At 66.2% G+C, this 22,090-nt stretch carries 20 protein-coding genes and 2 pseudogenes; 12 read left to right on the forward strand and 10 right to left on the reverse strand.

Features of this window, described 5'->3' with window-relative positions:
- The 7 genes and pseudogenes from H6717_42110 to H6717_42140 all read left to right on the forward strand — a co-directional run.
- Nucleotides 1–906 (forward strand): RHS repeat-associated core domain-containing protein (locus tag H6717_42110; GenBank protein MCB9583704.1); only part of this gene is annotated, 906 nt, incomplete at its 5' end.
- Between the two features lie 163 nt (nt 907–1,069).
- Nucleotides 1,070–1,426, forward strand: a complete 357-nt coding sequence (locus H6717_42115) for a hypothetical protein (GenBank protein MCB9583705.1) — start codon at nt 1,070–1,072, stop codon at nt 1,424–1,426.
- A gap of 692 nt (nt 1,427–2,118) precedes the next feature.
- Entirely contained in the window at nt 2,119–2,631 is a 513-nt protein-coding gene (locus H6717_42120) for a hypothetical protein (protein ID MCB9583706.1), read from the forward strand.
- A 31-nt stretch (nt 2,632–2,662) separates the two neighbouring features.
- Complete coding sequence (locus tag H6717_42125; protein ID MCB9583707.1) at nt 2,663–2,938, forward strand: hypothetical protein; 276 nt, start codon at nt 2,663–2,665, stop codon at nt 2,936–2,938.
- Nucleotides 2,935–3,314: pseudogene (gene tnpB, locus H6717_42130) on the forward strand (IS66 family insertion sequence element accessory protein TnpB). The gene H6717_42125 and the pseudogene tnpB overlap by 4 nt, the downstream one beginning before the upstream one ends.
- 96 nt (nt 3,315–3,410) lie before the next feature.
- On the forward strand, nt 3,411–4,517 hold the full coding sequence (locus tag H6717_42135; protein MCB9583708.1) for an IS66 family transposase: 1,107 nt from the start codon (nt 3,411–3,413) through the stop codon (nt 4,515–4,517).
- Between the two features lie 8 nt (nt 4,518–4,525).
- Nucleotides 4,526–4,768, forward strand: a complete 243-nt coding sequence (locus H6717_42140; protein MCB9583709.1) for a transposase — start codon at nt 4,526–4,528, stop codon at nt 4,766–4,768.
- A gap of 471 nt (nt 4,769–5,239) precedes the next feature.
- On the opposite strand, the gene H6717_42145 is transcribed toward H6717_42140, so the two are convergent.
- From H6717_42145 to H6717_42160, 4 genes and pseudogenes are all read right to left on the reverse strand, one after another.
- A complete protein-coding gene (locus H6717_42145; GenBank protein MCB9583710.1) occupies nt 5,240–5,593 on the reverse strand; it encodes an SRPBCC domain-containing protein in 354 nt (117 codons plus the stop codon).
- A 93-nt stretch (nt 5,594–5,686) separates the two neighbouring features.
- Nucleotides 5,687–6,048, reverse strand: a pseudogene (locus H6717_42150) (winged helix-turn-helix transcriptional regulator).
- Nucleotides 6,049–6,125: 77 nt separating this feature from the next.
- On the reverse strand, nt 6,126–6,638 hold the full coding sequence (locus tag H6717_42155) for a hypothetical protein (GenBank protein MCB9583711.1): 513 nt from the start codon (nt 6,636–6,638) through the stop codon (nt 6,126–6,128).
- Nucleotides 6,639–7,718: 1,080 nt separating this feature from the next.
- The gene (locus tag H6717_42160) at nt 7,719–7,880 is read right to left on the reverse strand and encodes a hypothetical protein (protein MCB9583712.1); all 162 of its coding nucleotides are present in this window, start codon (nt 7,878–7,880) and stop codon (nt 7,719–7,721) included.
- 175 nt (nt 7,881–8,055) lie between these two features.
- On the opposite strand from H6717_42160, the gene H6717_42165 reads away from it, so the two are divergent.
- On the forward strand, nt 8,056–8,250 hold the full coding sequence (locus tag H6717_42165; protein MCB9583713.1) for a hypothetical protein: 195 nt from the start codon (nt 8,056–8,058) through the stop codon (nt 8,248–8,250).
- Nucleotides 8,251–8,259: 9 nt separating this feature from the next.
- Here the strand turns inward: H6717_42165 and H6717_42170 are convergent, their stop codons facing one another.
- The 6 genes from H6717_42170 to H6717_42195 all read right to left on the reverse strand — a co-directional run bounded on the left by H6717_42170 (nt 8,260) and on the right by H6717_42195 (nt 11,776).
- On the reverse strand, nt 8,260–8,649 hold the full coding sequence (locus H6717_42170; protein MCB9583714.1) for a carboxylesterase family protein: 390 nt from the start codon (nt 8,647–8,649) through the stop codon (nt 8,260–8,262).
- 114 nt (nt 8,650–8,763) lie between these two features.
- Nucleotides 8,764–9,237, reverse strand: a complete 474-nt coding sequence (locus tag H6717_42175; GenBank protein MCB9583715.1) for a carboxylesterase family protein — start codon at nt 9,235–9,237, stop codon at nt 8,764–8,766.
- Between the two features lie 99 nt (nt 9,238–9,336).
- Complete coding sequence (locus H6717_42180; GenBank protein MCB9583716.1) at nt 9,337–9,873, reverse strand: carboxylesterase family protein; 537 nt, start codon at nt 9,871–9,873, stop codon at nt 9,337–9,339.
- A gap of 121 nt (nt 9,874–9,994) precedes the next feature.
- Nucleotides 9,995–10,531 (reverse strand): hypothetical protein, encoded by a 537-nt coding sequence (locus H6717_42185; protein ID MCB9583717.1) that lies wholly within the window; start codon nt 10,529–10,531, stop codon nt 9,995–9,997.
- An 86-nt stretch (nt 10,532–10,617) separates the two neighbouring features.
- A complete protein-coding gene (locus tag H6717_42190) occupies nt 10,618–11,256 on the reverse strand; it encodes a hypothetical protein (protein ID MCB9583718.1) in 639 nt (212 codons plus the stop codon).
- Nucleotides 11,257–11,272: 16 nt separating this feature from the next.
- Nucleotides 11,273–11,776, reverse strand: a complete 504-nt coding sequence (locus H6717_42195; GenBank protein ID MCB9583719.1) for a hypothetical protein — start codon at nt 11,774–11,776, stop codon at nt 11,273–11,275.
- 554 nt (nt 11,777–12,330) lie between these two features.
- Here H6717_42195 and H6717_42200 point away from each other — a divergent pair.
- From H6717_42200 to H6717_42215, 4 genes are all read left to right on the forward strand, one after another.
- Nucleotides 12,331–12,669: a ribosome-binding factor A gene (locus tag H6717_42200; protein ID MCB9583720.1), complete on the forward strand. Its 339-nt coding sequence runs from the start codon at nt 12,331–12,333 to the stop codon at nt 12,667–12,669.
- Complete coding sequence (locus H6717_42205) at nt 12,666–13,793, forward strand: RtcB family protein (protein ID MCB9583721.1); 1,128 nt, start codon at nt 12,666–12,668, stop codon at nt 13,791–13,793. Before H6717_42200 ends, H6717_42205 begins: the two co-directional genes overlap by 4 nt.
- 476 nt (nt 13,794–14,269) lie before the next feature.
- Nucleotides 14,270–18,979 carry a hypothetical protein gene (locus tag H6717_42210; protein MCB9583722.1) on the forward strand — a complete coding sequence of 1,570 codons (4,710 nt, stop codon included), beginning with the start codon at nt 14,270–14,272 and terminating at the stop codon, nt 18,977–18,979.
- 19 nt (nt 18,980–18,998) lie between these two features.
- Nucleotides 18,999–22,090, forward strand: a 3,092-nt coding sequence (locus H6717_42215) for a hypothetical protein (protein ID MCB9583723.1), incomplete at its 3' end; no start/stop codon positions are given.

Consider the following 22,090-nt stretch of genomic DNA (forward strand, 5'->3'; position numbering starts at 1 on the left):
TTCACCGGGAAGGAGGCCGACGTCGAGGTCGGATTGACGTACTTCGGGAAGCGGTACTTGTCGACCAACTTGAACCGGTGGACGTCAGCGGATCCGCTGGCGGTGCATGAATCCGCGCGGGCCGACCTAAATCTGTACGGCTACGCCCAAGGTCAGGCGTTGAAGGTGGTCGATCCCATAGGACTGGACGTTGTCTTTGCAGAGACTGTCACGGCCAAGGAGCGCAGCACGATTCTAGCTGACATGCAAAAGCTAACTCGCGACAAACTCGAGCTGCACAAACGGGACTCAGGTGCTTTCGAAGTGCGCATCGCCGCTAGAACAGCGAGAAAGGCTGTGGGTGACAAGCCGTCCGAGCATCGCAATGCCGGCACGACCGTGATTCGTGCGTTGGTAGACCGCACACACACGACTCGGCTTGACGTGTACGACCTGTCACAATCAAACAACACGGATCCTGAAGGGCCCGAAGACAGAGCCCGCACCAGAGACGCGCACATCAAGTTGAACTTCAAAGCCGCCGTGCCATTGTTTGAGCAGGATCCTGCTTTCCCAAATTCACGCGGGCGGGTAGCCGATGTGAAGGAGCATATTGGGGTAGCCCATGAGCTTGTCCACGCGTTCTACATAACTGGCAGTCCGCCGGCACAGGGTGACACAACGAGGAAGTTCATCGACGAGCACGGCCGGCTTGCTACCGAGACTATTTCCTTGGAGGAAGTCCGAGTAACAGGGTTGAAGGAAGGCTACGGCACAGATACGACTGGAATCTCCGAGAACGCGATTCGACGGGAGCAGCAAGTTCCACTTCGGGCCGCGTATGTGAATCCCGCGAACAGAGCTGCCGGCCAAGTGAAGTATGACGACGATGTGGACCAAAAGATTAACCAGAGCACTGAGAAGTAGGCTCGCCGCGTTGACTAGATTTGCGGCGGTGATTTCTTGTTGCGCTGGCGGTGCAGCGGGATGTTCAAAGGACATTCAGCTGCCAGAAGCTGATCAAGTAGTGGCCCAACGCGTGAAACCACGCGCTCTGTATTGCCGTACTTGGCTGCCGCTACAGGGCAACGTGTTGAAGGGTGTCAGGGGGACGGGGGCGCTGGCGAAGTGTGTCGCGGCGCTGAGACCATTCGTGAAATATCGATGTGCGGACCCCGCTGGTCTCTGCAGCGAAATCGAGATCACACCGAAATCGTCCGAAGTCGCTCGGATAGTGGATGGAAGCTTGGAGGTGCGGTGCGGGGATGTTTCGAACACAGTGATTCGGACGACGACAAGCGGGGACAAGGCTACGATCGTCTACACCGAGACCGCGGAGCTCGACGAGCAAGTTGAGGAGGACTTGGTAGACTGCAAAATCACGGTACCCAGCTTGCGACGGAGGCTCGAACTCAAGGCGCAGAGAAGGCAAGGACGCTGGGAGTAGCTCCCATTCGGCGCCATGAGTTCTGCGGTGGGGTGAAATGTTTGAATGAGATGCGGCACGTCTCCAAGCCGTCTCGAAAACACCGGTCGATTGACATCGTGCTTGTCGACTCGCGTCAAGGCGCAAACCGGCGAAAGGTGCCAGACTATGGTGCCCTGAAGATTCCCGGCACCTCCCCAGAGCGCGGGGCTCGTGCTGCGCTGGCTCGACCCTCTTTCATCGCCGGCTCGATTCCCGGCGCCTCCACTTTGCAAAGCCCCTCCGGGGCCGCCGCCAACGGCAGCTGCCGGGCTCTCGGAAACGAGGATACTCTTGACGAAGCGGTAGATGGACAACTTCGACAGCGCCTGTGGTCGCTCGTATTCCGACGGCGAATCGGACTGCACGCTTGCCTGCCTGGGCGCCCTTAACAACGGGACGCATGAGCGACTGGACGAGCCGAGCTGCGCGTTCGTGGGATCGAATCCTTGAGTGTGCGCCACTCGCCGGGTCTGTTGCTGCGGATCTGTCTGTCCATCGTTGCTCCCGCGGCCTGGGTACTGACGGACTTCGGTGGGCTGCTACGTGACAGCGAGTCCGGTCCGGGATTGCTCAGAAGCTTCGCCGCCCTCGCATCCGCCGGCACCTTGTTGGGAGTGGCTGGCAGTCTGGTCCTTCTCGTGTGGCGTTCCGTACCTTCGAAGGGCCGCACGTTGGCCGTCCACGCCAACGTGTTTGGCATGTTGTCCGCGCTCACGACGATCATCGTGACTTGGACTCTGTCTCAGGGCGTCTCACCAGCCCTCTGGGTGGACTGGACACTGCTAGCCGCAATCGCCGCTGCGTTTGGTGCCAATGCGACAGTCGCACAGCGCGAAAAGGCGACCCGCTGGCGCTTGCGGAGCCTGGCCGTCACCGCGAGCGCGTTCGGCGCTGCGTTTGCCATCGCCGTCAGCGTGTGGATGCGCAGCCCGGAGCGGGCACTCTTGAGCCGGCTTCCCGTCGATGAAACGCATCCAGGGATCCCGCTCGCTCAGGTGCTCGGAACCGAGTTCGACCGCGCTGCCATCTTCGGCCCGTATACGTCCGAGAAACAGATGGAAGGTAAGTGCTCTCCGGACCCCGTCGTGACAGGCGGGGTTGGTCGTGCTCGCGTCGTCCACGAAAGGACGGTGCCAGATGGCAGGAGATTCACGGGGTCTGAAGAAGGAGCTTTCGCGGCATGAACGCGGCCGCGGCAAGCGATATTCGCCGGAAATGAAGCAACAGGTGGTGGCCTGGGCGCAGCGGTGGCGAGCGCAGGGCGCGTCGTGGGCAGCAATTGCTGACGAGCTCGGGCTCGGGCTCGACACGGTCCGCCGCTGGTGCCTCGCAGCGGCGAAGAGCGCCAGTCCGTCCCGGGCGATGGTTCCGGTTCGCGTGGTGGCTGAGCCGGCTGCCGCGCAGCCGGCGACCTTGGTGTCACTGTCGGGCTGGCGTATCGACGGGCTGACCGTGGCGGAGGCCGCGGAGATGTTGCGGTCGCTCCGATGATCTTGGGCACGAGCCGAGCTGTGCGCGTGTTTGCGTACCCGGAGCCGGTGGATCTCCGCAAGGGGTACGACGGGCTGTACGGCCTCGTGAAGACCGGGCTCGGGCGCGACCCGCTGAGTGGTGACCTGTTCTTGTTCGCCAACAAGCGGCGACACGCTTGCAAGGTGCTCGTGTGGGACGGCACCGGGCTGTGCATCTTCCAGAAGCGACTGAGCGCGGTCGCTTCGCGAAGCTGTGGAGCGACGACGGGCGCACGGTGGAGCTCACGTCGACCGAGCTGGCGCTCTTCATCGAGGGCTGCGATCTCGTCGGTCGTCGCGTGCTGTCGCCCGGGATCGTGAAGCCGAAAGTTCTTGCGCTCGATCGCACGGCGTGATCTACCGTTGATGTGGACCTGCGGCGCGAGAGCGATGTCGAGCAACTGCGACGAATCGCGCTCGCGCAGCAAGTGCAAATCGAGCAACTTCTCCGCGTGCTCAACGCGAAGTGCAAGGAGCTCGAAACGCTCAAGGGCGACCCGAAAGAGCTGCAGCGAACACTCGAGCTACTCGAGACGCTGACGAAGAAAGCGCAGGAGGCTGCGCCTCCGCCCAACGCCCAGCCCGGTCGCGATCGCTCGAAGGACAAGCCACGCAGTAAGTTCGGGCCGAAACCGCAGCCCGCTCTGCCGTTCGAGCCGATGCTGTTCGAGCTCGACGACGCCGATCGCATGTGCCCGAGCTGCGGTGGCGAGCTGCGCGCGATGGCCGCTCAGTTCGAGGCGTCGGAGATGATCGACGTGATCGAGGTGAGCTACCGGCTCGTCCAGGTCCAGCAGCAGAAGTACGTGTGTCGATGCGGAAGCTGCGTCGAAACCGCGCCGGGACCGGAGCGCGCGACTCCGGGTAGTCGCTACTCGCTCGCATTCGCGATCAAGGTCGCGATCGACAAGTACCTCGACCACATCCCGTTGGCGCGGCAGTCGCGAATCCTACGTCGCCATGGTGTCGACGTGACGACGCAGACGCTGTGGGGCTTGCTCGAAGTGGTCGAGCGGCGGCTCCGGGCAGCGGACGGCGCGCTGTTCCAAGACGCGCTCTTGGAGCCCGTGATCGGACTCGACCAGACGAGCTGGAAGCGACTCGACGACAAGCACAAGAAGCCCTGGCAGATTTGGTGCCTGACGACACCCAAGGCCGTCGTGCACCGGATTCGAAAGGACAAAGGCAAGGAGACCTTCACCGAGCTCGTCGGTGCGTACCGCGGCGTGATCGTGTGCGACGCCGCACAGACACACGAAGCTGGCGCGAGAGAGAGCGAGCACATCCATCTCGCCGGATGCTGGGCGCACGCCTACCGAAAATTCGAGGAGGCGGCACCCGATCATCCCGAGGCGCAACTGGCGATGAAGTGGATCGGCCAGCTCTACGAGATCGACGAGCGCGCCGGCGATGACCTGGCAGCGAAAACCGAGCTGCGTCGCACGGAGTCTCGTGCGGTGCTCGACCAGCTAAAGACGTGGCTCTGGAGCCAGGCCCTGCTCAAGACCCTGAGCATCGGAAAGGCCGCCGCGTACGGGATCGCCAACTGGAGCGCCTGACGCGCTTCGTGGACGACGCGCGCATCCCGCTCGACAACAACGCAACCGAGCGGGGCATTCGCGGGCCGGTTGTCGGGCGCCGGAACCACTTCGGCTCGAAGTCCGAGCGCGGCACGCAGGTAGCGGCGACCTTCTACTCGTTGCTCGAGACCGCCAAGCTCCACGGGGTCAACCCGGCTGAGTATCTGCTCGAGGCGGTCAGAGCCGCCGACCGCGGCGAAGTGCTCCTGCCCTGGCAGATGCCCCGCTGAAGCCAGCGCTCAGGTCAAGATGGGGCGCCAAGAGCACTTACGATGGAAGCCGAGTTGGCAATCCGTTGGCCGCGTCACCAGGCGACATCGTTGGCATGACGGAGGGCTACCAGTTGCTCGTCCTCGCTCGCGGCGCGGAGGCGGTATCTATGGTGCCGATCGCCCGCTCGCTTGGGGACTACTGCGTCAAGCAAGGTCTGCTGGTGCGTGCGGGAGGTGCGCGCTGCGGTGCCGCTCGGTCAGCAACTGCCCACGGATTCGGTGCCCGAACCCAGGACTGAACGACAGTTTCGCCGAGATCTCCCTGCAACCCACGCTGACGTTGCGGGCGCGTGGTTCCGCGGCGGACCAACAACATCAGCCACAACACTTGGGGGATGCGCCATTTGGCGTTCGCCAGCTGACGCATCCTCGAAGTCGGTCGTTCATGCGAGCTCGGTATCGAGCTGCTGGTAGCAGGCCTCCATGCCCTCATCCATGCCGGACGCGAGGGCGCCGTCGCGGGCTTCCTTGGAGTCGTAGGTTTGCGTGATGCGCATGGTGGTGAAAGCGCCTTCGTCGAAGAACTCGTGCTTCTCCACGAGCGAGCCGATCAGCTGGCCCGATCCGAGCGCCATGATCTCGGTGTGAACGGCCCTGCTCGTGCGGGCTCACCTCGGTGAACACGCCTCGCAGCGTCATGGCCGGATCCGCCTCGTCGCTCTTCCAGGCCACCTCGAGGGCGCCTCCCACACGCATGACGCAGCTACAAGTGGTCATGGTCCAACCGGGAGGGGGAAGCATCCAACGACGCATCCGGTCCGGCGTGAACATTGCCTCCCACACGAGGTGACGTGGGGCGTTGAACGCGCGGGCCAGGACGATGGTCGTCGGAGGGAGTGGAGATCTGCAGCTGCTTGTTCATGTGGTCCTCGGTGTTCAACGGCGACGACCCCGCGATGGGTCCTCGGCCTTCATTTCGTCGAGAAGTGAGTCCAGCGCTCCGAACCGCGCTTCCCAGCTCTGACGGAACGACTCCGTCCAGAGCATCGCTTCCTTCAGCGGCCCGGCATTCAGGCGGCAAAGATGCTCGCGGCCGACGACGCGGCGACGGACGAGCTTGGCCCCCTCCAGCACGCGCACGTGCTTGGTGGCTGCGGGAAACGTCATCTTCAACGGAGCCGCGAGCTCACTGAGGTTCCGCTCCCCATCCGAGAGCTGGCGAATCATCGCGCGCGCCGCGCTGGGTGCGCCAGCGCATGGAAAACCCGGTCCAGCTGCGGGGACGTATCCAAAACCATATGGTTTCATAAACCAATAGGTTTAGGAGTGCAACTCGCCGAGACGGGAGCGGCCAACAAATGCGTAGCGCGGCGCCCTATGCGTCGAGACGGGCGCTCAGCCGTGTGTAGAGTTCGACCGACGCATCGATCTCCGCCTTTCGGATCGAGACGCTCTCCACATTGATGCCGATGGGCAGCTGTTTCTCACGCGCGTACTGGTGCACGTCCGCGAACACGCTGTCGCACAGGTCGATCGATCGCTCCAGCGTGTCGGGCGAGTTGCGGAGCTCGTTCTCGAGCCAACGAGGAAACGAGATCCCGAGCCACTTCATGAACTCCAGGGTGCGGACCGAGCCGCACGGCGAGAACGTGAGCACCACTGGAGCGGGCGAGCGGCCGTGTGCCTGCAGTGATAGAGCGTAGTCGGACAGAAGCGACTTCGTCGACGCGGCGTCGTACACCGATTGCGTGATGAAGAAGCGGCAACCGCGGCTCTGCTTCGTGAGCATTCGGGCGTGCTCGTCTTCCTTCTCGGCGTGGCGGCCCGCGATGGCGATGCCACCGAACAGCAAGTTGGGGACAGCGCCCGCTTCCGCGTACGCCTCCAACAGGGAAAGCCCCTGGCCGCGCGACCGACGGCTGGGCGCGCCGACGAAGACGCTGAGTTGCCGTTCGGGGCCGTTGCTACTGCTCGGAGCCAGCTCGAAAACGCCTCGCGCGGCTGTGCGCCCACGGATCGGTACACGATCTTCGGAAGCGCCAGCTCGGCAAGGTCGCCCGCGCGTACTTCTCGGATCCACCGTGGGCAGGAACGGGAAAGGTCTGGCTTGGCCAGTGCGGCCTGGTTCGTCTTGGATGTCGTAGACGACGAGCCCGTCCGGCGCGAGCGCGCGCACTCGGGCCATCTGTTGGGCGGCGATTGCGCGTAGCCGCTCCGGCTCCGTTGCGAGCTTGGGAGGCGCGATGCCGTAGAGACGAATTCCCAGCGTGCGCTCCCTCGAGCTTCTCGAACAGCGTGTTCAACGGCACGACGGAGCCTATCACGTGCGGGGACGTCGCCCCCTGTCGGCGACGAGGCGTCGGCCAACCCGATCGCACGATTGGCGGAGGGATGCGCTGAGGCGGTCAACTCGGAACCCGTCGATTCGCGGCCTTCAAGGGTGCTCCCTTGCAGTCGCGTGCTGAGCAACGTGAGCAAGACCACGGCCGCCGACGCGAGCGCGCCGCAAGCAGGTTTCCACGGAAGGTCGACGCGCCAAAGAACGAGAAGGAAAAGCAAAAGCAGCCCAGGCGCTCGCCTTGGCGAGCAGCCCCATCCGTTGGCTGGCCGGCGGAGAGACCTTCCTGTTTTGTGGTAGGCGCACGTGCAGCAGACCAAAGTTCCCACGCAGGACATCGACCAGTTCTGCGTACTCTGTGTCGTCGAAGTCATCGTCGACGGCAACCTCGATTGGAGGAGGGAATAGTGCTGCGCGCCATCCGCTTCCCGTCGCACGGAGAACGACGTACCTGAACAGAGCGTCTGCCATCGGCGGGGACCACGTATCCTTGCGCAGCGGCCAGATGACCAGGACCTGCGAGCTCGCGGCTGGTGGCGGGCCTCCAACCGGAGCAGAAGGGGCCAACGCCAGTTCGCATCCCACCAGGGTCAGCTCCCGGGTGAAGGAGGGTAGGGCGCACGGGCGCCTTCAGGGGTTGATGTTGCGGTCAAGGTCGTCACTCGTCTCTCCCACCGCTATCACCACGGTCCGGCGCTCGTCGGTCGACAGGGCCACGACAGCCTTGGTGGAGGTCGAGCCGCTCTTGTAGGTGGTCTCGACCGTTTCGCGTGAGACATGAAGTTTCAACACGCCTCCCACATGGTACCAAGGCGCCGCTCCAACCGTTCCGAACTTCTCCGGGGGGGCGCTCATCCTCGGGCGTTGCGAAGGACGCGACAAATGCCGTCTCGCGGAGACTGACTGGGATTGCGGAGCTATGCTTGGGAGGTTGAGCGCGGCGCGTCGGCCCGGGAGGCTGTCGAGGATGATTCAGATTCTGAGGTTCGTGTGGAACACGGTGGCGTTCGCCGCCTGTGTTGTCGCTGCGACGACGCTCGCCAGGGGACCGGACGGCAAGGGCCCTTGGGTCATCGCACTGTGCGTCGTGCTGGTCGCCGTGGCTCTGCAGCACGGTGGCGACGGAACGCAAGCGCTGAGGGATCTGAAGAACGCTCGGTAGTCCGCCCCGTCAGATCGAGTCCCAGAAGTCGCACTTGTCCTTCTTCAAGGCGCTGCCCACCGCTATGGCGTGGTCCAGCGTGAGGTGCTCGTCGGCCGTTTCCGTGTACTTGGGCCACGCCACGGTGCCGCCGGGATCTGCGGATGCCGCGAACGCCGTCCAATAGCCTTGCATGGCCTTGGACAGGGCGGCGTCTTCCGGGCTGTCCGGCGTGAACGTGGAGAGCGGCTTGCCGAACACGAAGGGGAGCTCCGCACCGTGGAAGGACTTGGTGATGCCCAAGAGCGTGATGGCTCGCGTGAAGTGATAGAGGTACGCCGTGCCGCCATGGGCGGTAATGCCGCGCACCGCGCGCCGCATCGGACACACGAAGCCCGCATCGCCGATGGCGTCGCTCAAGGCGTCCGCTTTGCGCGTGGGGTACGCGGCCGTGGGGGTACTGGTCGAGCAGATCCCTGCGCCGGGATGCCCAGGCCGGACGCAAAGGTGGCGGCAATGGTGTTGTACGCGGGCTCACCGATGGTGCCGAGCCCCGCGAGGTACACGAAGAGATCTCTCTTCGTTCGCGTTGGAGCCGAAGATGACCGGTACGTTCGCGCCCTGCTTCAGGATCACGTCCTCGGGGTTTTCGGACAGCACGTCGCCGTCGTTCAGCGGGCCCCAGCTCGCACTGTTGCCGAAGAACACGCCCGACTTGAGCGGTAGCGCGCTAAGCAATTCCTCGGCGGTCTTGCCGCGCAGGCACTCCGCCGCGGTCGCTTCGTCCGTGCAGCCGACGGCTTGCGCCAGATCCGCGCCCTGCTGCTCGGACTGGGCCAGCGTCGGCAGGAGCGCGCTGCACGGTCCGCTCTCGGAGATCGCGCGCTGGAACAGCCCTTGGCTTCCGGAGGAGGTGAGGTGCGCGCACACGCTCACGCCCCCGGCGGACTCGCCGAAGATGGTGACGTTCTTCGGATCGCCGCCGAAGGCCGCGACGTTGTCCCGCACCCACTGAGCGCCAAGCGCTGGTCGCGCAGGCCCAAATTCCCTTGGCTTCGCCGCTGAGGGCGGGGTGCACCAAGAAACCGAGGGCCCCAGGCGGTAGATTCATGCTGACGACGACGACGTTGCCGGTGCGCACCAGCTCGTCGCCCTCGTAGGTCGGTTCCTCCGCGGAGCCGCCGGTGAACGCACCGCCGTGGATCCCACACCATGGTGGGTAGCGGCGCGCTGGGCGCCGGATCGGGCGCCCACACGTTGAGCGTCAGGCAATCTTCGTCCCTTCGAAGGCGTTGCTACCGTCGCCAGCTGCGGACACGTGTTCGGAGTGCCGGTCGCGTCGAACGGCATGCTCCACGGCTCGATCTTCTCCGGCGCCTGAAAGCGCTGCGGCCCCACGGGCGGCTCCGCATACGGAATGCCCCTGAAAGCGCGAACGCCATCTGCGCTCTCGCCGTCCACCTCGCCGCTCTCGATCTGGATCTGCGTGCCGCTCTGGACCGCGCCGCCGCTTCCACCACCGCCGGATGGCGCGCCGCCGCTGCCCCCCGTGCTCGGGCCGCCGTCGTCAGAGCTCGATCCGCACGCGGCGAGCGCTGCGCTCACTGCGATCACAAGGCCCACCGTCCACGTCGTCGTATGCATCTCGCTCGCGAGCGTACCGCCACCGCGCGCCGGCGGCCAGGCGCCGTCGGGGCGCGCGGTTTCCGCGGCGGACCGACATGAATACGATCAGGATGTTGGTGCGGCGCGGAACCGCTGCGTGTCAGCCGGCGTCCTTCGCACCCGCGCACTCCGGAACGTCGCACTCGAGGATCGGGATCCATCCGTCGGGGACGCAATCGGACGAAGTGAAGTACCAACAGTCCATCGGAACTGCAGGATTGATGCCGCACGATTCGGTGGGATGACACGACTTGGCGACGAGGGCGTCACCCTCGAGGGTCTCGTTGGTGACGCAACCGGCGTAGCCCGAAACGTTCGTCTCGAGATTGTGCCCGTAGAGCGCCAGACACTGCGCGGTGCCGGTACACGTTGCCTCGTCGAGGTCGGCACAGCTCGCGGTGGTCGGCGCGTCGGTCGTCACGTCGTCCGCCGAGTCCGTCGGCGCGTCCGCGCTGCCGTCCGGGGAAGCGTCCGCGCCACCAGAACCCGCATCCAAGGCGGCACCACCGCTGCCACTCGTGCCGCCGCTGCCACTCGTGCCGCCGCTGCCCACGCCTGCGTCGTCGTCGTTCGTGGTCGACCCGCAGGCGGCGAGCGCGAGGCTCGAAACGAACAGCAATCTCATCGTCCACTTCATGGTCCGCACCCTGATGGCGATGTTAGCAGGCCAGTACCGGCGCGTGAGTGGCGTCGCTGGTGACGCTCGCGGTTTCGGGGAGAACGCTACAGTGCGCCCGCCGCTGCGCGGTCGTCCGGCAAGCGCTGCCCTTCGCGGGCGAAGTAGAGCACGGCCTCTTGCGTTTCCGGGTCCATGTAGGCGTAGCCACCGAAGGAAAAGGGCGGCTTGGCGGAGAGCTGCTCGAGTCGGCTCGCGCGGTCGTCGCTCTGGAACCGAAGCTGGCAGAAGGTGGTGCGGCACTTGACGCTGCTGACCGAGAGACCGAGCTCGGACGCGGCAGAGCGCGCGGCGGTCTCCGTGGCGCCGGCCCAACGCGCGTCTGTGCCTTCGTGTCCGAAGGCGTCGTTCAGCTGAGCTTGTCGTGTCTTCGCTTCAAAGAGCGCTTCTTCGAACGACGGCGGCGACGCCGGCGCCGTGTCTTCTCCGAGCTGAGTCGGGTCGTGCGGCGGCGGTGCCGCCTTCGTCCCGGGGCCTTGCTCCAGGCGCCGTGCGCGGCGTTCGAGCGCTTCGAGCGCCTGCCGCTGGCGGCGCAGCTCGGCGTCCAGATCGCGAAGCCCCGCGGAGCTCGAGGCGGTGGACGCACGAACGTCCGCGGGCGGGGCCGCCGGCTGGGAGCGGCGCGCGGTAGTCCAGATCCCGAGCGCCGCCGCCGGCAGCGCTCCCATCGCAAGCACGACTGCCATGGGACGCGCTTTCATCTCAGCCTCGGTCGATGTCCTGCGAGTAGTACGCGTGGATGGCCGAGGCCGAGCCGCTGTACGTACCGGGAAGCTCGCACGCGACGTACCACCAGGCATTGCCCGAGTTGAAGTAGCCAAAGCTGAGCTTCTGCGCGAGGGTGTCGGAGCCCGAAGTGTATTTCTTGCTCGTGTAGCTGTAGCTGAGGCCGTAGGGGTTGGCGGCCCGCACCTGACACCAAGCATCTTCGCTGTAGTGCCGGTCCAGGACGTACACCGCGATGTCGTCCGTCCAGTAGCTGGAGGTGTAGTGCCGCAGCGGGCAGTAGTAGCCCTGAGTGGTGGTGCCGCCGTTGCGGATGCCGCCGGCGCTCACGATGCTGCTCCCCTGGCTGGTGTAGCCAACGGGCACGCATTCGCTGCCCATGTAGTAGCGGTTGTCGAGCCACGCTGCGTCTGCCTGTACTGCGGCTCCCAGGGTTGCGACGGCCAGCAAGGTGGATAGATGCCAGTGTCGGAATCGCATGGCGGTGATGCTCCTTCTTCAGCCGCAGGACGCGCGGCGAAGCGCCAGGTGCAAGCGCCGCGCCGTGCGGAGACGCGTGCCAAAGCCCGGGATTTGCAGTTGGCGTGGAGTGCGCGCACGTGCGGTGCACGTGCGGCGCGCGGTTTCCGCGGCGGACCGACGGGAATACGATCAGGATGTTGGTCCGGCGCGGAAGCTCGTGACAAGCGCGCGCGCAGTTGACTTGTAACGGCGCTTGACGCACACTCCGGACGGACTCGCGCTTCGCGCAGAAAGGAGGAACGACAATGCAGCCCATTGCCCTCGGTGCTCACCGGTCGAGCCTCCAGTCTGTGATCCGTTGAGCGCGCGTTTTCTCTGAACCGCGAACGTCGCGCGTGGCGTGCTCTGAGCCACGGCGAACGAATGCGCAAACCTGCGGAATTTCCGCGGGTTTGGCGCAGTGCGGCCGGTGCGCGCCGACGCCACTTCGAGCCACGGCTGGGGCTCTGGGCGCTGCCAACGACGGCAGCGCAGGGGATAGGTGTGCCCGTACGCCGGGCACGGAGAACACCGTGAGAACACGAATCAGAAACGCATCGAGAAACGACCGCAAGCTCGCGCAACTGTGCGCGCAGATTCAAGAGGTCCTGAGCTTTGCCCTGGGCGACAGCTCCGACGACCGCCTGCACGACCTGGTCGTGCATTCCGTGACCCCCGCGCCGGATGGCGCGCGACTGCTCGTCACCGTGATGGCGACGAACGAAAGTGACATGAGCTCCCTGGAAGAAACACACGGCGCGCTCGAAAGCGCGCGCCCTTGGCTCAGGCGGCAAGTGGCCGCCGAGATTTCTCGCAAGCGCACGCCGGACCTCGCGTTCTGCGTGCTCCCGCACTGGGACGGTGAACCATGAGCACACTGCCGGAAAAGACCCAAGCGTGGCTGCCCGAGCCGCTGTCCGCGGAGGTGCGAAGCTCCGTGGAGCGGCTCGCGCGCGTGGACGACGTGCAGCGCATTGCGTTGATGCCGGACGTGCATCTGGCGGAGAACGTGTGCGTCGGCGCGGTGGTCGCGTCCCGGGCTGGGCTGTACCCAGACGCCGTGGGCGGAGACATCGGCTGCGGCATGGCCAGCGTGCGTTTGGGGGCGCACGCGGGCATCGTGAATCGGCACTCCGCCGGGCGGATCTTGCAGGCGTTTGCCGACGGAGTGCCCACCAATCGCCACCGCACGAAGCGCCCGCTGCCGGAGGCGCTCGCCGCCCTGCGGCTCTCCACGCCCGCGCTCCAGAAGGCCTTGGACAAGAGCGGCGCCGTGCAGCTCGGCACGCTGGGGAGCGGCAACCATTTCCTCGAGCTGCAGGCGGACGAAGGCGGCACGCTCTGGCTCACGGTGCACACCGGCTCCCGCGGGCTCGGTCCCGCGGTGCGCCAGCATCACCTGAAGCAGGCGGAGGCCGTGGGCGGGGGGCTCCGGGCGCTGCGGGCGGACAGTGACGCCGGGCGTGCCTATCTCTCGGATCACGATGCGGCGGTGCTGTTCGCGGAGCTCAGTCGCAGGGCGATCCTCACGGCCGCGGTGGACGCGCTCGGTCAGCTGCTTCAGGTCGAAGCCGACTGGGAGAGCCGGGTGACGTGCAGCCACAACTTCGTTCGGCGGGAGACACACGACGGCGAAGCGCTGTGGGTCCACCGCAAGGGCGCCATGTCCGCTCGCCAGGGGGAGCCGGGCATCATCCCGGGATCCATGGGCGCAGAGAGCTTCATCGTGAGCGGCCGCGGACTTCCGGGCGCGCTGTGCTCGAGCTCTCACGGGGCGGGCCGCGCCATGAGCCGAGGCGCTGCGCGCCAGCGCATCACCGTGCAGAAGCTCGAACGCGAGATGGATGGCGTGTGGTTCGATGAAGGCATGGCCAAGCGTCTCTTGGACGAAGCGCCGTCGGCGTACAAGCCCATCACCGCGGTGATGCGCGCCCAAAAGGAGCTGACCCGCATCGAGACGCGGCTCCGGCCCGTGCTCTCGTACAAGGGCGTGTAGTGGAAATTCGCGCCGAAGGTCGTGGCACGGCGGTTGCTCCTTGCGAGCGGCGTACTCGCGAGTTTGGTCGCGTGCCTGCATCTCGCATTCGTGTAGGGTGACACGCAAGGGAACTTCCGCGCAGCCGCGACGTGGATTCCAGCGGCCGGGCAAGAAGCGCACCGCACGACGCGCGACAACATTGGACGCGGCATGCTGGGGTCGACGCGACCCATGCGAGTCGTGCTTGCAACGGGTAAGCACGACTGATAGGGATCGCGTCGAGGGGGGTGAGCGTCGGGTCGACGCGTCGTCGGTTGGATGCCGCAACTCCTCTCAGGGTTGCTACGGCTCATCACCACTGGCTCCGACGACAGGACGAAAACGTGACCCAATCCGGCAAACGACCTGAAGCGGCCATCGTCGACGACGTCTACCGCCTGACGGCTGACATTGCGGCGACAGCAGATGACACGAGGCTCGCGCGGCTGCAGAGAATGGCCGCCACCGTCGCGCGGCGGCTGCCGCGGGAGGCAGCGACACCGGACACGGGGCTCCCCGTCGTCCGCGAGCTGGATCTCACGCCCGACGATTCCGCGAGTGACAGCATCAAGGCAATTCTCAGCGCGGAAGACGCGGGCGATGCGGAAGTTCGCGAGCTGCGTCGCGTCGATCCTTCGGCGCCGTTGGACGTGATCGGGGCCCATCGCCTCGCGGCTCTCGTGCCGAGTGAACGCTTGGGTCCGTTTCGCGTGGGCGCCCGGGACGTATGGTTCGACGCGTTCTTTGTTCGGCACGCCAGAACCGTCGCGCAGAGTGGGTCTTCGTCGCCCCTATTGGTGCTCAGCAAAGGCGGCCGGCCGCACACTTCCGGCGGCTCCACCACGGTGTCCATTGGTCGCGGAACGGTGTGGATCCGCGGGGATCTGCTCAATTCGTCACTTCCGCCGGGCGCCTACGTCGGCATACGCGTCGATGGCGGGAGCCTGCGCATCGATCTGCCGGTGACGCTCCACGGAGACGAGGTCGAGATTGGCCAACCGCTCTCTGGGGACCTGCGTTTGGACCTCGCGGAGGACGCCGTCACGCCGGCGGCTGGTGGCTGCCGGGCCTCGGGCGCGAGCATCGAGCTGCCCGAGGCCATCACGCTCACCTTCACCGGATCCGGCGTGACCGTGAGCGGTGGCAATGGCCGAGCGTCTGCGTGGGATCAGAGCTTCGAGCTCCAAGACCCGGACGGCAGCTGGACGTTCATCGAACCGTTGTGGACTCTCGTCCTCGGCTACAGGTTTTCACCTGCGGAGCTCAGGCTCGACCCCGTCACCGACGAGCTCGTCGAGTTTTCCGGAACGGCGAACGTCGTGCGTGGTGGTCTCGGCTTCCCCGTCGTCGTGGTGAGTGACCCTTCCATTCTGGACGAAGCGACTCGGGGTGCTGCCTGGTGGTTCAATTTGCGTGGCTTTTCCGCTCGTTGGTACGAGCCCGAGCCGCGTCCCCACGAGATCACCTCCGCGTGGCTCTCCATTGCGCTGCGCGGCACGTTGATCTTGGCGGAGCACGTTCAGGCTCTCGATCCTCCGGTGTCCCACCAATATGCGCTGTGGACCGTGTCCGAGGGTGGCGGCCGAGTGCCCTGGACGCAGTCGTATCCGGCAGCGTTCCTGCTCGTTCATCGCTGTGACGTCGTCGACGGCGAGCAGCTCATTGTTGGGGGTCATGGCCGCCTGGCCGTGGATCGACCGGTTCAGAGCACCGGGAAGCCCGTGCCGGCCGCTGATGGCGCCGCATTCATCCTGCTCGAGCGGCACGAAAGTGAAGTGGGCGCCGTCTTGTACATGCCGAGGAGTGATCCGCACGGCTTGGTGCAGCTCGCTCTCCGCAACGCGTTGGTCTGGACCACTCCCCCTGCCGCCATCGCGATTCACGGGCGGCGGGACGGTAAGGCCTCGTTGGCCAGCGGTGCGGCGCTCCTGGTCTTGGGAGCATTCGGTTGGGCACCGTTCCTCCCTGACCCCTACGTATCGAACGTCGCGCCTCTCGTGCCTCCCCATCGAGAGGGCGCGCCCATTGGATCGTTGCTCCTCGCCCACGTGGTTTGGACGGATCCCGAGCATGTGAGCGTAGCGTTCGCTGGTGCGCTGACCGGGCTCTCCGCCACCCAGCGCAAGCCCGGGGGCGAGGGGCCATCGCAGTTCCCCGTCGACGACGACGCGAACATCGGCCTGACCCAAGTGGCTCAACACGCTCTGCACCTGAGCAAAGCGGCTCGAGCACAGTGGGCGAAGGCCCGAAGCACCGAGGCGGAGAAGCGACCCAAGCGGGTGGCTGCCGCCCAGAAGGCCAACCAGCAAAGCCTGAGTCTGCTCGGAGGTATGTGGCAGGAGATCGTTGGAGGGAGCCCCGGCGTCTTTCTCCTCGACGTTTCGACCAATCAAGACCAGCTCGGTGTCGCCATCGGCGGCAGTGCGCGCATCGGCGCCACCACGCACTGGGCGGCGAGCGTGGGCGGCTTCCTGGTTCGTGATCTCGACGTGCTCACGCCCATGGCCAACATGCTGCTGGTCACACTGCCGGCGGTGCAGTGGGAGCCGGTGCGCACGCTGGACAGCGACCAGGACATACTCACGCTCGGATGGTTCCCGACGCCGCTGGCTTCGGCGACGGACGGCGGCGCCACGGCGATGGGCGTGCGCTCACAGCGTCTCGCCCCGGTGTTTCCTGACGGCGCGCTGAAGGGCAACTACGACGCCTTTGGAGACGGCACTTCCGTGGGTCTTCGGACCACGCTGCCGTTCGGGTTGGTGACCGTTGCCATCGTCTCACCCACTCCGTCGTCGTCGCGTCCCGCCGATCTCTTGCAGTTGACGCGTCCCGAGTTTCCCGCCGAGAACGTGACGGGAGGTCGGCAGGTCACTGCCATTGCGGAAGGTGGGCGGGACGCCGCGGGGGGCGTCTCCCCCGTGTTCCGCGGCGTGATGCGCCAGCTCATCAACGGCGTGGATCTCGCCAGCGGCGCGCCTCTGGGCCTGTCGGTGCTCGGCAGCACCGCCGATCCGGGCGGCAGCGTGGAGACCGTCTTCAACAACGACATGGGCGCGAATCCTCGCGTTCCCGTGACACGGTTCGACATCTCGGGATACGGCGCTTCGAACTTCAGTGCCTGGCAGAACCCGTTCGCAGCGTTCGCGGAAGCCGCCAAGGTGCAGTTCCGGCTGATGGTGGGCCGCACGGCGCTCGAGATCATCAAGGTGAACAGCGTGCTCCATCCGTGGGGCATTAGAGTGACTCGTTCCGTCACCATCGAGCGCCGTGCAGGCGGCGGCGTCATCCGGAGGGACAGTGGATGGCAGCCGATCTCGAGCGGCATGTTCGACTACCGCTACGCGGACACCTCCGGCAACATCGTCGTGGCGCCGTATGAGTTCGACGCAGGCCTCTTCCGCGGGCTGTTCAACGTGCGCTCCATACGGCCCGCCCCCGGAGCGGAAGTGTCCGCCGACGGTGCCACGTTCATTCCGTACTATTTCGACGCGGACATGGCGCTCGATGGCGCTTCCGGTCGAACACCGGCCGTGGGCGTGCTCGGATACCTGCAGACGCAGCCGAACGGTCAGCCTGCATCCGTCGATGCCTTGCGCGAGCTGATCGAATCCCAAGGCGCCATCGGTGGCCCGGTAGATTGCTGGATCGACGTGGCCGGCAGCGGTTTGCCCTTCCGCGTCCGGCGCGTCGAGGTGGGGCTCGCCGACGACGGCTCGGGACCGACCCTCGTCGCCACGCTTCGGGGTGTTCCTCGGCTGCCGAAGACCGGGGCTTGGTCGGTGGTGAAGCGTCCGCTGGCCGGGACGGCGCCGGACGAGCGTGAAGCGGTGTCCGTGGGCGAGGGCCGCGGCGCGCCGCTCGTGCGCCGCTATCCCGTTGCCTATCCCGCCGGGAGCGACGCGCGATTCGCGGAGCCGCCGCTTACCGGCTCGGCCGGAAGCTATCGCTTCGCCGATGCCGAGGATCTCTTCGAGCTGTCGAACCCCGTCACGGAGTACGGTCTACTCCAGAGCACGCCGACCCACGCGTTCCTGTTTCCTCGGCCGTTCTTGTCCGCAGGGGTAGCGAAGATCGAGTCCGGTGGTCAGCCCGCCTTCGCTGACGTCCTCGCCCGAACGACGTCGAAGGGCGCTTTCCCGCCACCGGCCAACACGATCGACGTGCCTGGCTCGCCGCACTTCGAGATCGCCTCGTCGGGAACGTTGGCGCTGTCCAGTCAGATCTCGATCGTCGGTCATCCGGTACCGCTTCGCCTCTCGGGTTCCGACGGCCACGGTTCCAAGGTCCTCTACGATGCCGCCACGCTACGAGCGCGGATCGAGCACGACCGCTGGGAGGCAGAGCTCGAAAACCTCCGCCTTTATCACGACATTGCCGGAATGCAGATGCTCACCGGCGCACGCTGGCGGGTGGTCGGCTCGACGGAGCAGCGCTCGCAAATCGCGGAGCTGGAAACCCTGCTGCTGCCCTCCGTCGAGGAGATCATGCGGTACATCCCGCTGTTCGGACAGCGGGGTGTTCAGGGTCCCATCGATCTGGGCGCCACCAACGCGAAGCACGAGTTCAAGGTCGAGGCGAAGATAGCGGTGGAGATCCCGCCGCTGTCCATTCCCATCGCCGGGACGGAGCTCAAGCTCAAGTTGATCTCGTCGGGCAGCACCGGCTTCGACAAGGACACCGGCGAGATGACCGCGACGGGCAAGCTCGGCGTCGCGCTCGACGGCAAGATCCCCGTGCTCTCGATCGGTGTCGCGAGCGTGTTCGTGATTGTGTCGGCAAAGGTCGATTTCACCATCGTCTCGAAGACCGGCACCGTCACCTCGGAGAAGCTCGGCCTGGAGGCTTTCGCGGGCATCGGCATCGAAGGCCGCATCGGGCCGTTCAAGGCCTATGCGTACATCGGTGTCGGCTTCATCTTGAGCTACGACATCACGAATGACCTCGCCAAGTACGGAGGGCTGGTCGCGTTGGAGGCCGGCGTGGAGGTCATCGAGAACTTCCCCATCACCAAGGTGAAGATCCGGGCCGAGCTCAAGGGCCTCGTCTACAAAGACGGAGGCGACACGAAGTGCGACTACTCCGGCTCGGTGAAGCTGGAGGTGGACCTCTTCCTCATCATCTCCATCAGTGTGAGCTACGAGTATTCGGACACGACGACGCTCTGAGCGATCGGACAGGAATGCCATGCCTACTCCCCACAAGCTGACTCTCATTCCGTACCTTCAACGCTGGGATCACGCGGCACGCGCCCTTTCCCTGCGCGTCCTCGTCGTGCCCGCGGCCGATCCACTCTCGCCGCTGGCGAGCGGGCAGCCTGCCTTTGCCGATGCTGCGCTGGCGCTTTCTGTCAGCGTGTCAGACGCGGTCTCGGCGCTGCCTCAACGCACCAACGTGGATCAGACGATCGTCTCACCGACGCTTCAGAGCCCCAACGCCCGTATCATCTTCGCGGGGATCAAGACGGCGATGAGCATCCCGGACGGTCCTCCGGGTGATACCTTCGCGCCGCAGGGCCGTGACACCAGCGTGCAGCTCCGCAAGTACCTGCCGCGGAGCTACCGTGGTGCGTTTCCGTTCGTGCAGCCGCGTACCTCCTTGGCCACGGTGGACGACAGCTACCACTGCTTGATGCGCTGCCCGCCGGATCCGAAGCCACCCGCGCCGCCGCCGGTGATCGGGTGGGGGGAGGCCCTCGCCTTCGCGCTGCGTCGCCCGCGTCTCGCGGAGGAGCTGGGATTGATCCACGCCATCACCATTGCCGTCGACCCCGCTCCTCGCCTGGAGTCGGGCGGTTGGCTCTGGGTGGATCTGGCGCCTGCCAGCGACTACGGCGGCACTGCGTCGGGATTCACCCGCTCTTTTGCCACGCGGGTTCCGGCCCTCGCAGGCGACGCCGGCCGGACTCTGTTCACGCCGGTAGTGTTCCCGGTGTTCGCGGACGCGACCGCGGCGGCGGCGGCCGGCAACTTCGACAAGGTGTTCGTGGAGGCGGTGCGCTTCGACGACGGCTTTTCCAAGATCGTGCATGCGCGTCAGCCGCTGTCTTCCGACCCGTTGGACGAAGACGGCGCCGGCGCGCCCATCGCTCGCGACGAAGGCGTGCAGCTCGGCTGGGACGACGAAGACATCTTGGAAGGACAGAATAGAGCGCTGGGAGCGCCTCCCGATGGAGAAGACCCCGTGCTCGCGCCGCGCGGAGTGCTCGGCTATCGAGTCGACGTTCGGGCGGAAGGGGACACGGAGTGGACCTCGCTGTCGAAGGTAGAGGCTCCGCTCGATCTGGGCGTCGTCGATCTGGGCACCGCGGAGGAAGAGCGGTGGTCCGAGGTCACTCCCGTGGGGCACGATAGCGAGCTGTGGCTGCCCGCGTGGTTCTTGAAGTGGCGCGGAGGCTCGCTGGTGATCGACACCAACGACGAGCAGCGTTTGATGGAGGTGCCGCCGGGCCGGCCCGTGCTGGAAACTCCGCTGGACGCCGACGACGTGCCCCTGCGCTACGGCAATCGCTACGAGTTCCGCGTGCGCATCGCCGACACCACGGGGGGTGGCCCGGGCGTCGATGCCTCGCCGCAGCGTGTCGGCGAAGCTCCCATCGGAACGCTGCACTTCAAGCGCCACCGAAAGCCTGGTCGCGTGGACGTCGAGTCCGTATCTCCCGACGCCACGGGTCGGATTGCCTCGCTCAGAATGCGGCGTCCGTTCATCGGCTATCCAGAAGCCGTGTTCGCCGCGGGCGCCGCCGTGCGGGCGGAGCTACTGAGCCAGATCGCCGCGAACGATGCGGATCCGACGAACGCCCGCCCAGCCGCCGTGAGAGATCCCGACACACCCTACGTTCGGCTGCGGGTGCTCGTGCGCGCTCCCACCTTCGACCCCGCGGCGGACGATCGCGGCTACGTCGAGTGGTACCAAACCACCCGCTCATTCCCCCCGGGTCTCGAGAATGCCGCGGAGGTGACGTTGAGCTGGGTGGACGTCGCGCAGCTCGACGATTTCGATCTGTCGTCGCAGATGGGAGCGGATGGCACGGTGACGGGCTCGCTGCCTGTGCCTACGGCGCGCGACGTACGCATCGAGATCTACGCTGCGGGGCGCGCCGACCTCTCCTACTTCGCCAGCGAAGATGCACGACTGGGGCCGGTTGACGCGGTCGAGCTTCACGCCGTTGCCGGGGCGGAGGCGAGCCTGCTCGCTGGCATGCCCCCATCGAACATCCTTCGCTCCGTGTTCTTGCGTCCGGATCCGGTGGGCGCCAAGGCCGAAGCGAAGCCCGTCGTCGCGCAGAACGATCCTTCGCCAGTGCTCCTGGCTCGCCTGGCCACCGCGACGGATCTCGTCGCCGATGGCAGCTTGCTGGTGGGGCAGCCGGGCGAGCGTGTCGCGTTCGGCTGTGCGGGCCTCACGCATCACGCGGCGCCGGACTCCACGAGCCTCGAGATGGCCGAGCCCAGCGAGCTGGCGGAGCAGTGGATACACGTGGTGCAGGCCGTCCTCGATCGCGACTGGACCTGGCGCGGCGCTGGCTCGCCGAGCGTGCGCGTGGTGCGCACCCTCTCGATTCCGGCGCTCCCCAGCGTGGCGCCCGAGACGGTCGAGGTCGGCACCATCGAGCTGATGCCGACCGTCAACGTACAGGCGCGGCGGGGGGCGGAGCGAACGTACACTCGCTTGGTCTTCGTCGACGCACATCCACCGCTGCTCGGACCCGACGGGCTGCCCTATGAAGTGAACGTCTCCTATCGCCTGGATGTTGCGCTCGAGGGCGGGGGCACGACGAGCCAGTCGATCGACAGCGTGTTGCCCTTGGTGACTCCGCCCACACAGGTCCCAGAGGTGGTGGCGGCGGGCGTTGCCCTCAGCCCCTACGGTCGAGATGCGGAATACGACAAGACTGCCCCGCGCACGAAGCGCCTGTGGATCGAGTTTGCCGAGCCCCTTGCGGACCCTCGGGACGCGTACTTCGTGCGCGCGCTGACTCGAACGCCCGACCCGATGCTGCTGCCCAACGTGGAACCGCTGGCGGATCCGGAGGTGGTGGAGACGATCCCCATCGACCCCGAGCTGATACGGGTGATCACGCCCGGGCAGGTGCAGGACCTGGCGGGGCTCGCCTGCATGCAGCGCCTGGAACCGGCGGCGGACTCGGAGCGCCGGTTCTTGGTGCCGTTGCCGCCGAACACCGACGCGAGCTCCCCGGAGCTGTTCGCCTTCTTTGGCTACGAGATCCGGGTGGGTCACGACAAGGGTCCCCCGGAGGACCCGTTGTGGACGACGGC

The sequence above is a fragment of the Polyangiaceae bacterium genome (assembly GCA_020633235.1).
Lineage (GTDB): Bacteria > Myxococcota_A > Polyangia > Polyangiales > Polyangiaceae > JACKEA01.